This is a genomic window from Steroidobacter sp., from assembly GCF_016790065.1.
In the GTDB taxonomy this organism is placed as follows: domain Bacteria; phylum Pseudomonadota; class Gammaproteobacteria; order Steroidobacterales; family Steroidobacteraceae; genus Steroidobacter.
In genome coordinates, this window is the sequence record NZ_JAEUPY010000572.1 from 1 (window position 1) to 15,325 (window position 15,325).

Below are 15,325 nucleotides of genomic sequence, written 5' to 3' on the forward strand. Positions count from 1 at the left end.
ACCCCTGCTTCAATCACACTGCGCCGATAACCCTGCAGGAACGCACGTGTCGTTAGCGTCAGCCACTGCCCCAAGTCGGGTTCGAGCCGTTCGCGTAGTTCAGGCCGGTGCACGATTGCATGCTCCAACGCGACAGTGCGCGCGTAACGGAACGAAATCAGCACGCTCGCCACGTCATGCAACGGCGATTCTTTTTGCCGCCGTTCTGCCAGCGGCAACGTCATGTCGCCTTCGAAGCCGGTGAGCAGGAAATCATCCGCGACCAGCAAGATCTTCGCCAAATGCAGGTTGCCGTGAATGCGGGTTCGTAGACCGTTGACCGGCTCGGCGGTGAGTTCGCGGATGTAGGCGAACAAGCGCTCGCGCGCTCCGATGAGTTGCTCAGCGCGAGCACGCAGATTGTCCGTGAACGTTGGCAAGCGCTGCTGAAGCAGACCGAGCGTCGCGTCCGCCTCGAACTGCACCGCGCTGTACCAGCGCGACAAATCCTGCGAGCGGATGGCTTCGGGCGCGAAAGCGACGTCGTCCGACCTCGACAGCAGAGTGTGCATTTCGCCGATGCGACGGCCGAGCGCCTGCATCTGGGTCGTGAACAATGTGTGCGGCTGTTCGGGCACCGCGGCGTCCTGCGACGAGATTGAAGCTGCATGTCGCTCGAGATGATTGATCGCATACGTCCAGACATCGCCTTGGTTACCGACGTAGCCGAACAATGCAGCCAGCAGCGTCGGCTCTGCTTCATTCCAAACCAGACGACCAAGCACCGGTGCCACGGCTTTGAATCCAGACTCCGTCAACAGCCGCGCCATTTCCAGATCCGGACTCGGGCCAGGCTCGGCGCGCCGATAGGCCTTCATGAACAAGGCTTCGTCGATGACGATGTTGGTATTGGTCGGCTCGGCGCCGACGTGTCGAACGCTTTGCAGATCGGGCGCCGGCAGCGGCGGCAATGGCCCGAGCGCTTCGAAACGTAGCTCGGAGCCAGCGAACGGCATCGAAGTCCGATGCGCCATGGATTGAATCAGGCCCAGACAGAACACCGGATCGGCAAACGCGTCGATCATGACACCAGCACGCGCGTGCTCGCGGACCTTGGCGAGCGTCCATTCAGCCGTCTTCAGAACAGTGTCGACGCCATCTTCCCAACCGATGGTCAGTGGCATGAAATAGCGACGCCGCCCGGCACTGCCCCCGTCGATGTCGACGAAGCTGAGCAGGTACGAGCGTTGTTCGTAACGCCACAATGTGCGCGGCCCGAGATGTACCGAAGTAATTTCGCTGCGGCGATGTGAGAACCAGCCGCGCGCGCCGATGAACTCCGGCATCACTTCCGTTTCCAGCTGTTGCAAGGTGCGACGCATGAGGCTGCCATTGGCCGACTTGGTCACTTCAGGCAGGAAAGTCGCCAAGCCTTCGGTCAGCACCAACACCGGCAGTTCGGTGGCAGGCAAACGCTCCACGTGCCAGGTCGGCGGCGGCACCGACTCGCTCAGCTGCATCCAGAAAAACCCGTGCGCCGGCAAAGTCAGGAAATACGGCAAGTCGCCGATGGGCGGGAACGCATTCCGACCCATCATTTCCACGGGCACGCGGCCCTTGTACTTCGACAGGTCGAGCTCTACCGCCTGCGCGGTCTGCGACAAGTTGGCGACGCAAAGAATCATCTCGCTGCCACAGCTGCGCACGTACGCGATGATTTTTCGATTCTGCGGTCGAATGAATTCGAGCGAGCCGCGCCCGAAACACTGGTATTGCCGACGCACGGCCAGCATGCGTCGCGTCCAATTCAACAGCGACGATGGATCGCGACTCTGTGCCTCGACGTTGACGGCCTGATAGCCGTAGATCGGATCCATGATGACGGGCAAGTACAATCGCTGCGGATCGGTGCGTGAGAAACCAGCGTTGCGATCGATGCTCCATTGCATCGGTGTGCGCACGCCGTTGCGGTCGCCGATGTAGATGTTGTCGCCCATGCCGATTTCGTCGCCGTAATAAATGATCGGCGAGCCGGGCATGGACAGCAGCAAGCTATTCATCAGTTTGATGCGATCGACGTCGTTGCCGAGCAAGGTGGCGAGACGGCGGCGAATACCCACGTTCACTCGCATGCGCGGCTCGTTGGCGTACATCTTGTACATGTAGTCGCGTTCGCGGTCGGTCACCATCTCCAGCGTCAGCTCGTCGTGGTTGCGCAGGAAGATGGCCCACTGACAGTTCTCGGGAATGTCCGGTGTCTGACGAATGATCTCGGCGATGGGATAACGATCTTCCAACGCCACCGCCATGAAGATGCGCGGCATCAGCGGGAAGTTGTAAGCGACGTGGCATTCGTCGCCGTCACCGAAATATTCACGCACATCCTCGGGCCACTGATTGGCTTCGGCGAGGAACATGCGACCGGTGTAACTCTCGTCCATCGCGGCACGCATGCGTTTGAGCACAGCGTGAGTCTCGGGCAAGTTTTCGTTGTTGGTGCCTTCGCGCACGCACAGGTACGGAATCGCATCGAGCCGCATGCCGTCGACGCCCATGTCCATCCAGAAGCGCATCACGCGGATCACCGCGTCCACCACTTCGGGATTGTTGTGGTTCAAGTCGGGCTGGTGCGAGAAGAAGCGATGCCAGTAGTACTGGCGCGCCACCGGATCCCACGCCCAGTTGGAGCTCTCGGTATCGGTGAAGATGATGCGCGTGCCGGCGAACTTCTGGTCGTCGTCGCTCCATACGTAGAACTCACGTTCGCGCGACCCGGGCGGCGCCAGCCGGGCCGCCTGGAACCAGGGATGCTGGTCGGAGGTGTGGTTGATGACCAGCTCGGTGATGACCTTCAAGCCGCGCCGATGGGCTTCCTGGATGAACTGGCGGAAGTCGTCCAACGTGCCGTAGTCGGGATGCACGTTGGTGTAGTCGGCGATGTCGTAACCATCGTCGCGCAGCGGCGACGGATAGAACGGCAGCAACCAGATGGTGTTGACGCCCAGTTCCTGGATGTAGTCGAGCTTTTGCGCCAGGCCGGCGAAATCGCCCATGCCATCGCCATTGGCGTCATGGAACGCCTTGACGTGCATCTGGTAGATGATCGCGTCTTTGTACCAAAGCGGGTCGTCGCTCATAGCAGGCGCTGTACGTTTTGCAGTCGATGGGTTCAAACGCATCGGACGGGTTGTCGGGTTCCGTCCGACGGCGGGTACGCTGGCTCAAGGTTCATGGTGCGCTGCCGATACCGCCCTAGGGCGAGCTTCGCCCCAGTCAAGCCGGCCGAGAACCAAGAAAAGCACGTATGTCGAGCACATTGGACCGTTTTCTCTCGCCCGGGAATCGCCTGATGCAGGTGGCTCGCCTGCCGATCAAATTCGCCATCATCAGCGCGGCCTTCATCGTGCCGTTGTGTGTGGCCGTGTACGGCGTGGTCAGTTACTCGAAAAGCAATATTGAGTTCGCGCAATCTGAGCAACTCGGTACCGCGTATTTGCAGTCCATGAATAAGTTCATGGCCGCCTTGTCGGCGCGTCGCGCCGGTAGCAGCTCGAACACCGCCGGTTCCGATGCGCTCGGCCAGGCACAGACCTTGAACGACTCCCAGGGCAATGCGCTGGCGCTCAAGGCCGAACTGCGCGCCCTGCAGGACGGCTGGCACGGCACCGACCTCAACGACACTGCCGCCCAGGCGCTGTCGCTGTATGGCTTGATCAGCGACAACTCCAAGCTGACGCTCGACCCGGATCTGGATTCGTATTACGCCATGGCCATCGTCATGGACTATGCGCCAAAGCTGGCGGAGACCGCCGGCCGGCTCGATGCCATGGCCGAGAAGATCAAAGCGGCCGGCAGCGTGTCGAGCGACGACGATGTGGCGATTCAGTTCATCGCGGCTCGCGCTTCCATGTATCGCGACTCGTTGGCACTGGCCATCGAACGTGCCACCGGTGCGAATGCATTGCTGATCCGCAAGTTGGACAGCAGCAAGTTCGAGCAGGCTTACGGCGAGTTCAAAGAACACGCTGAGCGTCTGCGCCGTGGCGAGACCGGTACTGCGCGCGTTGGCGGCAAGCTAACCGACGAAACCTTATCAGTCTCGACGGCGGCAACGGCGGCGCTGGACGAGTTGCTGGCGACTCGTATCGAAGGCTTCGAGCAGCGCCGGAACCTGCTGCTGGCGATCACCTGCGTCGGCCTGTCGCTGGCCTTGTATCTGATCCTGAGCTTCTACATTTCCAACCTGCGCGGCTTCGACGCGTTGATGACCCGCATGCGCAAGCTCGCGCAGGGCGATTTGACGGTTAGCTATCCGGCACGCGGCACGGATGAGATCGCGCAGCTGATCAACGCTTTCAATGTCAGCCGTTCGCAATTGCAGACGCTGGTTCACCGCATTCGCGAAGTCACCGTGGAGATCGATAGCGCCGGTCAACAGATCGCCAGCGCCAACGACGAACTCGCGCAGCGTGAAGCTTCGCAATCGTCTGCTGTTCGCTTGACCGCTGAGCGCGCACAGCAGGTACAAGGCAACGTTCAACGCAACCTCGACAATGCTTTGCAGGGCGAACGTCTTTCTAACGACGCTCGCGGCGTGGCTTCTCGCGGTAATCAGGCTGTGGGTCAGGTCGTGCAGACCATGCAGGCCATCACCGGCTCGTCGCGCAAGATCGGCGACATCATCGGCGTGATCGATGAAATCGCATTCCAAACCAATTTGCTGGCGTTGAACGCCGCTGTCGAAGCCGCGCGTGCCGGCGAGCAAGGCCGTGGCTTCGCCGTCGTCGCCGGCGAGGTTCGCAACCTGGCGCAACGCTCCGCCACCGCCGCCAACGAGATCAAGAAACTGATCGGCGCGTCCATCGAAGATGTCGAGAAGGGCGCGGACCTGGTCAATGCGGCCGGCGACACCATGAAAGAAATTCTTAGCTCGGTGCAAAGCGTCTCGCACATCATGCAAGAGATCGCCACCGCCAGCCGCACCCAGAGCGACGATATCGCCCAACTGCATCAAGCCATCGATCACATCGACGGCGACACTCAACAGAACGCCGCCCGCGTCGAACAAACCGCCGCCGTTGCGCAATCCCTCCGCAGCCAGGTGGAAACCCTGCTGGACGCCGTCGGCATGTTTACCCTGAGCAACGACAACGCTCGGCCTAACACCGCCGCCCCTGCGCCGGCCAGCGCCTCACCGCGCACCGAACAGCCCAACCAGTCGCTTCGCTCGGCCGCCTAACGCCGAGCAGCCCTTCGAGCCCCATGCCTGGCCGCCCCCGTGCGGTCAGCTCATGACCTATGGCCGTGCCGCCCTGGCGCAGCTTTGGTCCGCGACGCAGAATGAAGTGGCGGTACCTGCATCCAGGTGCTGGCCCGGTGACGAATACCTCAGTCAAATAAAGGGAAGTGTGCGGCCTGCGCCTATGGTGAAGCGGGGTCGGTACGCGACCGTGAGGCCAGTTCATGAATACCCGAGCCCTGCTGCAGATCCTGTTTGCGGCCATCTTGTTGTCATTGCTTGCCTACACCTCGTGGGCCAGTACCCAGCAGCCGATCTGGCAATGGCAAGGCTTGAGCCGCGAGCCGGATCGATGGTGGACCCTCGCCACCTTGATCGACGCCTACTACGGCTTCCTGACCTTCTTCGTCTGGGTGTGTTTCAAGGAGCGCGGGCTGCTGGCCCGGGCGCTGTGGTTCGTGGCCATCATGGCCTTGGGCAACATGGCGATGGCCAGTTATGTGCTTTGGCAGCTCCACAAGCTGCCGCCCGGTGCGCCGGCTAGCGACATCCTGATCTCCAGAGGAGCAACGGCGCGATGACTCCGCTGCTGCTCATCGGACTCGGCGCGCTGTTGGTGTTCCTGATCATGACGGCGCTGTGGCTGCTCGGCATCCGGAACAAGAACTTCAGTTACGTCGACATCGGCTGGTCAGGAAACTTCGCGGTGCTCGCGATCCTGTACGCCGTATTGGCGCCAGGCTGGGAAACGCGCAAATGGATCATTGCCGCGATGTATAGCTTGTGGTCGATCCGCCTGGCCGGTCATCTGGCGAAACGCATCATCGGCGAACCCGAGGAAGGCCGTTACGTGGAACTGCGCCAACGCTGGGCCGCCAATCTCAACGCCAAGTTCTTCGGCTTCTTTCAGCTGCAGGCCTTGCTGAACGTCATCTTGATCGTGCCGCTGTTCATCGCCTGCCTGAATCCCGAGCCCAGCCTGCACCTGCTGGAAGCCGCCGGGGTGGCGATCTGGTTGATCGGCTTGATTGGCGAAAGTATCGCCGACGGTCAGCTGGCCGCGTTCAAGCGCGTTACATCCAATCAGGGTCGTGTCTGCGATGTAGGGTTGTGGCGCTACTCGCGGCACCCGAATTATTTCTTCGAGTGGACGATCTGGATCGGCTATGCGGTGTTCGCGCTGGCCTCGCCGTGGGGCGGGGTGGCGTTGGCCATGCCGGCGTTGATGTTGCACTTCCTGATCAACGTGACCGGCGTCAAAGCGACCGAGGAGCAGGCGTTGCGCTCCAAGGGCGAGCGCTATCGGGAGTATCAGCAGCGCACCAGTGCATTCATTCCCTTGCCCAGGAAAAGGTTGAAGTCATGACAGCTACCGTCATCACGCCGCGCCCCGCCGATCCGGCCATCTCGTTGCCGTTCCGGTTGCTGGCGCGGAATCTGTTACCCGATTCGCTGGTGCGCTTCGGCATTCGTCGGCTGCTCGCCGCGCGGCTGCGTGACGAACGCCGGACCACCGAAGAAGCTCAACAGCGTCAGCTCATGCGCTTGCTCGCGCAACTCAAGGCGAGTCCCATCGCCATCAACACGCGTGAGGCCAACGAGCAGCACTACGAGTTGCCCTGCGAGTTTTTCGAAATGGTCATGGGCAAGCATCTGAAGTACTCGTCCTGCTATTTCCAACCCGGCGTCTACACGCTGGATGAAGCCGAGGCGGAAATGCTCGCGCTCACCTGCCGCCGCGCCCGCATCGCCGACGGTGAAGAAATTCTGGAACTGGGTTGCGGCTGGGGTTCGCTCACGCTGTGGATGGCGGAACGCTATCCCAACGCACGCATCACCGGCGTTTCCAACTCGCGTACTCAAAAGCAGTTCATCGAAGCTCGGGCCGCCAGTCGCGGACTGCGCAATATCCAGATCGTCACTTGCGACATGAACGACCTGGCGCTGGAGCACAACCGGTTCGACCGGGTGGTGTCGGTGGAAATGTTCGAGCACATGCGCAATTACGAACAGCTGTTGGCACGCATCGGCTCGTGGCTGAAGCCGAGCGGCACCTTGTTCGTACACATCTTTACGCATCGAGAGTACGCCTACCCGTTCGACATCCGCGACGAGAACGACTGGATGGCGCGCTATTTCTTCACCGGCGGCATCATGCCCAGCGATCATTTGCTGAGCTATTTCCAACGCGACCTGCGCCTGTCCGACCACTGGCGGGTCGACGGCACTCATTACAGCCGCACCGCCGAGTGCTGGCTGGAAAACATGGATGCCAACCGCACGCGCATCGAGCCGCTTCTGGCGGCGACCTACGGGGCCGAGAATCTGCAGCGCTGGTGGGTGTATTGGCGCGTGTTTTTCATGGCTTGCGCCGAGCTGTGGGGCTATCGCGGTGGACGGGAGTGGTTCGTATCGCACTACCTGTTTACCAAGTAGCGATGACGTCGTAGCCTGTCGGTGTCGGAGAAAACGATGTCGAGCGGCTGAGTCGGTGGGGTGGATGATGAGGGTTAAACGATCGTCGAGCCCGATGCTGAGCGCGGTCACAGTGGGCGTGCTGCTGGGCCTGTCGACGCTGATGACCGCGCACGCCGCCCCGCCCAAGCGCCCCGAATCCCAACAGGAGTTCTGGGCCCGCTACGACAAACGCGATTGGTCGGCAGCCATCGAGGAAGCGCGGCGTCTGGTCGAGACCGCGCGCGCCAACACTCAGCAACCGCTGGCGCTCGCCAATGCACTGACCCTGCTGGGTAACTCACAGCTCAGCGGCGGCGACAAAGTCAACGCCGAAACCTCATATCGAGAAGCGTTACAGATCACCGAAGCCCAAGTCGGCGGCGCCGACCCGGCGCTGCTCGATCCATTGCGCGGCCTGGGCTACACCTTGGCGCTGCTGGAACGGCATGAAGAAGCGGTACCGATTCTGGAGCGCGCACTGATCGTCAGCCGTCGCTCCTTCGGTCTGTTCGACCTGGGCCAACAGGGCTTGCTACGACAACTGGCTTCGAGCCTGAGCCAGATCGGTCGCATGACCGATGCGCACAAGCAGATGCTTTATCTGCAACGGGTCGGTGAGCGCACTTACGGCGACAACGATCCGCGCATGGCGCCGTTACTGTGCATCATCGGCGACTTCTATGTGGACACCGGCAACTTCCTGCCCGGCCGCGATCGTTATCGAGACGCTCTGCAAATCATCGAGAAAAAACTGGGCAAGAACGATCCGGCATTGGTCCAGCCGTTACGCGGGCTGGCGCGCAGCTACGTGCAAGAGATTTTTTTCATTACGCAGGGCTACGAGCCGTTGCAGGATCGCGCGTCGATGGATCCGCAGGCCAACGATCCTCGCGGCCTCAATCCCAAATATCTCAGCGCCGACGGCGAGCGCGCGATACAGCGAGCGCTGGCGATTCTCGATGCGCGCCCCGACACCACGCCGGCGGTGTTGACCGACACGTTGATTCAGTTCGGCGACTGGTACCAGATCAAACATCAGCCCGAGAAATCGCTGCCTTACTATCAGCGCGCCGCCGCTCTGGTAGCCAGCATCGATACGTCCTCGCCGGAAGCCGCCGCTGCGCCCCTGAGTTTTCCGGTACGGCTGTACTACCCGCTGCCGCCGCTGGCGATGCGTAATCGTCAGCTGCCGCCGCAACAGACCGATGAAAAGTTCGTGTCCGTGCAATTCACTGTCACCACCACCGGTGACGTAGCAGATGCCAAGGTGGTCGAACAGAACGGCTCGCAGCGCCAGGCCTCGGAAGCCTTGCAAGCCATTCGGGCGTCACGCTATCGGCCCAAGTTCGTCGACGGGCAAGCGGTCGAGACTCAGGGCGTGGTCACTCGCGAAGTGTTCAAGATCCGCAAACAGGAAGACGAGGAAGGTAAGTCCTAAGACACCGGCGGCGTCTGCGCCAGTGCTTCGGCCTCTGGCGGCTTGCTGGCCTGGTCATCTTGCTTCTTGTCTTCTTTCTCCAGCGGCTGATCGGTGGGATCTTGCTGGGGCTTGGGAGCGGGCTTGGCCGGCTTCAGCTTCGGCGCAGGCGGCAACGGCGCAACCTTCGGCTGCTCGGCAGTGGCACTTTCGGCTTCGGCCGGCGGAGTCGTAGTCACTGCGGGAGTCGTTTCCGGCGGCACATCGGCCGTCGGCGATTCCGGCAACAGACCGCGCATCACCGCTTGCTCACGAAACTCCACCGCAAGCTTCGCGCCCGCGTCTCGCATCGCCAGCGCCGTTGCCGTGGATAACGGCGCCTCGCTCGACAGACCTTGCGACGGCGAAGTGCCGTAACCAGTGAAGCCCCACGAATCGGCGAGCTTGCCGTCGGGTAGATAAACGTTCACGCGATACTTGATGCTCACCGCGTAGAACGGCGAGCCCGCATCGCGCGGCGTCACGAATGCATATTCTTCGATGCTCGGCTCGAGAATCGCCGCCACACCGCCGGGCACTTGAGTGCCGGCATTCACGCTATCCACCGCGATCACGCGCTCGAACATCGCACCCATCAACCGTGTGATGCCGTCGGTCTGCGCCTTGCCCAGATCGACGTGCCACTTGGTGCTCCAGCGCTCTTCCTTGTGCACGTACGAAGAAAACTCGGTGGGCACGAACAGCGCCACCCCGATGGGAATCTTCACCACCAGCGGCGGCGGAATGTTGGTGCTTGCGATCAGCTTCACCGGGCCGCAACCCGCCAGCAACACCATCGCGGCGCTCAGGCCGCAGGCGGCGACGGCGACCAGCTGGCGCTGTCGTGCTCGAAGCCACGAACTGGAGCGAGACAGCAGTCGAATGTCTTTCACGATGACCTCAGGGCGATGGGCCCGGAACGGTGGCCTGGGCAAGCGCGGTTGCTGTCTCCGGCGCGGCGGACGACTCGTCGTTCTGCCCGATCCGGAAGCGCGGACCGCCGCGTTGCGGATCCTGCAAGCCGACGAACGAGCCGCCGTTGCGCTGACAAAGGATCCGCATCAGCGTCGCAAACCGAATGCTGGTGTACTGAGGCGCATCCGGGCGCACCGGAAAACCGATGGCGTGAATGCGCACGCGGCGCTCGCCGGTAGCGTCCTCGCGATTGATGATGTCCACGCCCTTGACCACCGAATCGATGGACGAGCCGGTGAACTCATCGCCGAACACATACAGGCTGATCTTCTTGTCCTTGGAATGATAAGTGCGAATGGCTTCGACGATGCCTTCGATGGGGCTGGAGTTGGAGAACACGTTCCAGGTGCGCAGGCGGTCGATCACCGTGCGCCGTTGCGTCGGTGTATCGGGAATCCATTTGCCGCGATAGCCGCTGAACATGTAGGTGCCTTCATCGCTCATCACCTGGAAGCCCTTCAGCTGCGGATACACGTTCAGGGTTTCTTCCACCTTCTGCAACATCATCGGCCACACGTAATTGAACATGGAGCCGGAGGTATCGATGATGAAAATGATGTATTCGCTGTCCACCGGAATGCCGCCGATGGCATCGTCTTTCTTGCGACGGAAGCCGGCGCCGAGCAGGCGTTTCATTTCATCGGTGAGGGTCTGCTGCGCCGAGGCCAGCCGGCCTTCGAGCTGATTGGCCACGTCGGCTTCCTGCTTGGACGTGTTGAACTTGCCCTTCACGTCGCTGAGATCGCCTTGCAGACGCGCGATGCGACGTTTCTCATCGGAGAGCTGTTCCTGCTTGGCCTTCAGATCGCGGTTCAAGATGTCGGCCTCGCCTTCGATCTCGATCAGCTCGTCCTGCAAGCTGAGCAACTCTTCTTTCAGGTCCTCTTCGGACTGCTCGATACTGGGGGTACGGATGTTGCTCAACACCAGCAACAACACCACCGAGCCCAGACCGCAAGTGATGCAGTCCAGGAACGAGATACTGAAGATCTCGGTTTCGCGTCGTGCTCGCTTACCCATGTGGCACCCCGCTCATGGCCAGTCCTTGGACGGACTCATGAAGGAGCCGCCGGTATCGCGCGCCGCCACCCAGAACGCGGCCGGCGCCATCGGATCGCCTTCCATGGGCATCAAGATCACATTCAACGGTACGGTGCGCGGATACTTGGCAAACGCCCGTTCGAACAATTTCAGACGCGCGTCGCCATCGATGGTCTTGCGGATCAACGGTGCGGCCGCGCCCTGCGTCGGCAGTCCATCCGTCACCATGATGACGTTGTCCGGCTTGGGATTGAGCGCGTTCAACGCGATGAACGCATTCTCGATACTGGTGCCTTCGGCGGGCACGGTCTTACGCAACTTCTCCAGCGCTTCGGTCATGGCATTCGGATCGTTGGCCTTGAGCCATTTGCCTTCGGTGCCTTCCGCCAGCGCATACGTCTTGGTATTGAACGCATAGATCTGGAACTGACCTTCCAGCGGCATTTGCGCAGCCAGCCACTCGACGGTGCTGACCGTGCGTCGCCACTTCTGCGACATGAGCTTCTTGGACTCGTTCATGTTGCGCATACGCAGGATGTTCACCACAGTCTCATCTAGCATGCTGGCGGAGACGTCCACCAACAGCAGAATGCGATCGCCACCCACGCGCAAGCCGGTCAGATACTGACGATCGCCGGTACCGACGAAACCTCGCACGCGAGTACCAGTGGCGCTCGGATCTTTGCTCGCGCCTTCCAGTCGACGCGTGCCTTCTTCGAGCGATTTCAAATCGGCCTTGAGTCGTTCGATGGCTTCGCGGCGGGACAAAGTTTCCTTGTCCGAATCGGCCAGCTCCACTTTCAGACGTTCGGTCTCTTCCAGCACGCGCGTGCCCATGCCCTCGGTGCGCACCGATTCCTTGTCGGTCTGGATCATCGAGTTACGCAGCACCACCAGCCTCTGGTAACCCTCGAGCACTTGCTCTTCGAGCTTGGACACTTCGGCGCGCTGCGAACGATCCATGGTCTGGGCGCGCAACCCGCCTTGCGCATTGATCAACGTATAGACCAGCACCACCGACCCGAATGCACAGGTGATGCAATCCAGGAACGACATGCTGAAGACTTCAGTCTTGCGGCGTGCCATGGTCGTTCACCAGTTGAATCAAATCGAGCGTGACGCCCGGCGAACCGAGCCGCAGCCGATCGCCCACGGTGAGCGGCGTGCGGCCGGAGACTTTTTCGTCGTTGACGAACGAGCCGTAAGTACTGTGATCCTCGACCATGACGGCGCCGTTACGCCGAACCAACGTGCAATGGGCTCGCGAAATGCCCGGCAAGGCGTTCGGCAAAGTCAGTGCACGAGCACGACCTTCCACGGCCCAGCCGATGGTCAGCGGCTGCTCGGTGATGCTCCAGGCGCGACCTTGGAACAGCACATGAGTCGGCCGTAGTTGCGGCGGCGTCGCTTCGACATCGGACGATTCCACGTCGCCTGAGTCGGCACGCGGCACCGGTAACTGATAGACCAATGCCAACGAATCCGGCGCACGTCGAATGCTTCCTGCGTACTGAAGCGTGCCCCACGCGGCAGCCGCAGGCGGCAACACTTGAATCGTGCAATCACGCAAGGTTCGGAATCGATCCAGCAAGCCCGGCATCGATGCGACTCGTTGTGACAGACGCAATTCGATGGGCATTCCGGCCACTCGCGCGCCTTGCACCAAACGCAGCAGCTCCAGGTAGTGCGGTTCGGCAGCGGCAATCAGCTGTGAACGTTCCACTTCGAGCTGCAGCTCTCGCTCGCCGAATTGGAACGACAGCGTGACCGTCTCGGCCTGTTGCAACTCGGCAAGCCACGCCGGCAATTGATCGACTAGCCGCTGCTCGCTGTTGGCGTCGTGCAGTGGATCGAAGCGCGTCTTGCGAACAAAGTTCTCGGCGATGAATTGCACCAACGACTGTTGGATGCCGAGCAAGCCGTGGCGCAAGGCAATTTCATAACGACTGCGTTTCAGCCCCGGGTGCTCGCCGCCCGAATATTCCAGTACGGTGAGCAAAGCTTGATGTAGTTCGAGATCGAGATGCAGCACTCGTGCTGGCGCCGGCTCCAAACTGCATGCCGCCAATGCCGCATCGACCAGACCGGCCACTCGCACGCCCGTCTCGTTGATGACGCCGAGGAGCAACCCGAGTTGATCGCGGTTGTAACCCGCAGGCACGGCCAGCAACACGCCTTCGCTTTCTTGCTTGAACTGCCCCAACAACTTCTCGGCCTGTGCGAACGCCACGTCGGCCGCTGTGCCAGCGACGCGCGACGGACGACTCAGCGGCTGCGTGCTGAGACCGCGCCAGAAATTGGTGTGCGCGAGCAGCGGTTGTCGCCGCACTCGCTGTAGAGCATCCAAACCCGTGACGGTCTGCGAATCTTCGAGTAATGCCACGCCCGGCGCGTCGGCAACAACCTCTACGCTCTCGCCTTGTTTGCGGGCGACGACCAATGCGGCGTCGATGAGCTCGAGAGCTAGCACTACCTCACCTGCATGTGGCGGATCAGATGCTGGTCGATCCAATGATCGGTGTCATGCACGAACTGTTCTTGCGCCTGCTGTAACTGATGCAGGAAGAACATCAGGATCAGGGTCAACAACAGCGCGACGAACGTGGCGTTGAACGCGATACCCAGGCCCGAGGTGACGCCGGTGATATCGCCGGTGACCGCTTTATGAGCTTGCAACAGTGCGTCGCCGATGTGACGCACCGTGCCGATGAAGCCGATGGCCGGAATGGCCCAGGCGATGTAACGAATCATGGCCAGGCCCGAGTCGAGTCGATCCGCTTCGGAATCGCACACGGCTTTGGATGTTTCAGCGGAGTCGCGAATGCTGCGTGTCGCGGAGAATCGATCGAGCGCGCGTTGTAACGCTCGTACCACGAGCATGGACCTGTCTTGCTGTGGTAACCCTTCTAACTGACGCGCGTAATCCTTCGCATCCTCGGGCAAGACCTTGATGCCCTCGGGCACGTGGATCAGCTCGCGCTCCAACAACTGGCGCTCGCGACGAACCAGCACAGCCTTGTAGCCGAGGATCAGCAGCGCCCAGATGAAGTGAATGATTTCGACTTCTTGCTCGGGCGCGTTGATCACCAGGAAGAACGAGCGTTCCGGCACGTAGTTCGGATCGGCCTTGAGGCGCGCCTGTTCGGCGGCGACGATCTCGTTACCGGTGGGATAGATCCAGGACACGTACAGCGCGTGCACCACCAGGATGGTCACGATCAGCGACAGCACGTTCACGAAAAATTCGCTCGGGTACTGAACCTTGCGGGGCGAGCGAGGTGCCGGAGCGGCTGCGGTTACCATGAGTGAAGTCCTGTCGTAGCTCGAATCAAATATCGATGGGGAAGGACACGTCGAAATCGGCGCGTACCTGTTCCGACGGCACGAAGCGCTCCGGCGAGCTGCCCTTACCGGCAGCCTTGGGCTTGGCGGCCGGCGGCGGCCGATCGGCGTCCGATTCGCCCTCCTCCTGAGTACCCTGCTGAACCTTAGTTTGTTCGTCAGCCTTCGGGGCAGCGGATTCGCTGGCGGCCGGCTTGGGCGCGGCCTTGGCGGCCGGCGGCGCCGCCGGTTTGGCAGCGGGTTCGGCAGCCCACGACGTGCCGGTGGCGCAACAAGCGGCCAATATCATCAGCAGTCGCAGCGCTTTCATCTGTTGCCCCTCGCCTACTTCACGGGCCGACTTCGCTTTACTCTGCATATCGGGCGACGCGGAAGCCCACGTCGTTGCGTTGGCTCTCACCGAAATCGCGCGCCGACAAGCGCAAATCTGTAACGCTCGACTGCCGCCAGCTGGCACCACGAATGACGTGCTGTTTGCCGTCGGCCGGGCCGCTCGGATCGACTGCCGTGTCACCGCTATCGCTGGTCACAGTGTAGTAGTCATGTACCCATTCGGCGACGTTACCGCCGATGTCGAACAGACCCAGCGCATTGGCGGCGAATTTGCCGGTGGGCGCCGACGCGGCATAACCGTCGTCATAGTCTGGAATGACATCCTGAACGAGCAAACGTGCGGTCACATCTGCGTAATTTCCCGATCGCGGCGTCACCGGCAGCGACTCGCCCCACGGATAACGTCGGAACTTGCCGCCGCCTTCGAAGCGCGCCACCCATTCCCACTCGGCGTCGGTGGGCAACCGATAGCCCGTGGTCAGCGGCTGCACGGCCATCATGCG

The 15,325-nt window shown here is 61.4% G+C and carries 13 protein-coding genes; 5 read left to right on the forward strand and 8 right to left on the reverse strand.

Features of this window, described 5'->3' with window-relative positions:
* On the reverse strand, window positions 1-3,116 hold a 3,116-nt coding region (gene treS, locus JNL55_RS23805), incomplete at its 3' end, for a maltose alpha-D-glucosyltransferase (RefSeq protein ID WP_293860012.1).
* A gap of 167 nt (window positions 3,117-3,283) precedes the next feature.
* Here treS and JNL55_RS23810 point away from each other — a divergent pair.
* The 5 genes from JNL55_RS23810 (at window position 3,284) to JNL55_RS23830 (ending at window position 9,113) form a co-directional block, all read left to right on the forward strand.
* Window positions 3,284-5,218, forward strand: a complete 1,935-nt coding sequence (locus JNL55_RS23810; RefSeq protein ID WP_293860015.1) for a methyl-accepting chemotaxis protein — start codon at window positions 3,284-3,286, stop codon at window positions 5,216-5,218.
* A 224-nt stretch (window positions 5,219-5,442) separates the two neighbouring features.
* Window positions 5,443-5,799 (forward strand): DUF1475 family protein, encoded by a 357-nt coding sequence (locus JNL55_RS23815; protein ID WP_293860018.1) that lies wholly within the window; start codon window positions 5,443-5,445, stop codon window positions 5,797-5,799.
* Window positions 5,796-6,584 (forward strand): DUF1295 domain-containing protein, encoded by a 789-nt coding sequence (locus JNL55_RS23820; protein WP_293860021.1) that lies wholly within the window; start codon window positions 5,796-5,798, stop codon window positions 6,582-6,584. Before JNL55_RS23815 ends, JNL55_RS23820 begins: the two co-directional genes overlap by 4 nt.
* Window positions 6,581-7,654, forward strand: coding sequence for an SAM-dependent methyltransferase (locus JNL55_RS23825; protein WP_293860025.1), 1,074 nt, complete (start codon window positions 6,581-6,583; stop codon window positions 7,652-7,654). The genes JNL55_RS23820 and JNL55_RS23825 overlap by 4 nt, the downstream gene beginning before the upstream one ends.
* A gap of 67 nt (window positions 7,655-7,721) precedes the next feature.
* The gene (locus tag JNL55_RS23830; RefSeq protein ID WP_293860028.1) at window positions 7,722-9,113 is read left to right on the forward strand and encodes a TonB family protein; all 1,392 of its coding nucleotides are present in this window, start codon (window positions 7,722-7,724) and stop codon (window positions 9,111-9,113) included.
* On the opposite strand, the gene JNL55_RS23835 is transcribed toward JNL55_RS23830, so the two are convergent.
* From JNL55_RS23835 to JNL55_RS23865, 7 genes are all read right to left on the reverse strand, one after another.
* Complete coding sequence (locus tag JNL55_RS23835) at window positions 9,110-10,024, reverse strand: hypothetical protein (RefSeq protein ID WP_293860031.1); 915 nt, start codon at window positions 10,022-10,024, stop codon at window positions 9,110-9,112. The genes JNL55_RS23830 and JNL55_RS23835 overlap by 4 nt on opposite strands.
* A 7-nt stretch (window positions 10,025-10,031) precedes the next feature.
* On the reverse strand, window positions 10,032-11,126 hold the full coding sequence (locus JNL55_RS23840; protein ID WP_293860034.1) for a hypothetical protein: 1,095 nt from the start codon (window positions 11,124-11,126) through the stop codon (window positions 10,032-10,034).
* 12 nt (window positions 11,127-11,138) lie between these two features.
* Entirely contained in the window at window positions 11,139-12,233 is a 1,095-nt protein-coding gene (locus JNL55_RS23845; protein ID WP_293860037.1) for a hypothetical protein, read from the reverse strand.
* Window positions 12,214-13,617: an FHA domain-containing protein gene (locus JNL55_RS23850; protein WP_293860040.1), complete on the reverse strand. Its 1,404-nt coding sequence runs from the start codon at window positions 13,615-13,617 to the stop codon at window positions 12,214-12,216. The genes JNL55_RS23845 and JNL55_RS23850 overlap by 20 nt, the downstream gene beginning before the upstream one ends.
* The gene (locus JNL55_RS23855) at window positions 13,617-14,450 is read right to left on the reverse strand and encodes a MotA/TolQ/ExbB proton channel family protein (protein ID WP_293860043.1); all 834 of its coding nucleotides are present in this window, start codon (window positions 14,448-14,450) and stop codon (window positions 13,617-13,619) included. Before JNL55_RS23855 ends, JNL55_RS23850 begins: the two co-directional genes overlap by 1 nt.
* Before the next feature lie 25 nt (window positions 14,451-14,475).
* The gene (locus JNL55_RS23860) at window positions 14,476-14,799 is read right to left on the reverse strand and encodes a hypothetical protein (RefSeq protein WP_293860046.1); all 324 of its coding nucleotides are present in this window, start codon (window positions 14,797-14,799) and stop codon (window positions 14,476-14,478) included.
* A 37-nt stretch (window positions 14,800-14,836) separates the two neighbouring features.
* A partial coding sequence (locus JNL55_RS23865; RefSeq protein ID WP_293860049.1) for a formylglycine-generating enzyme family protein occupies window positions 14,837-15,325 on the reverse strand: 489 nt, incomplete at its 5' end.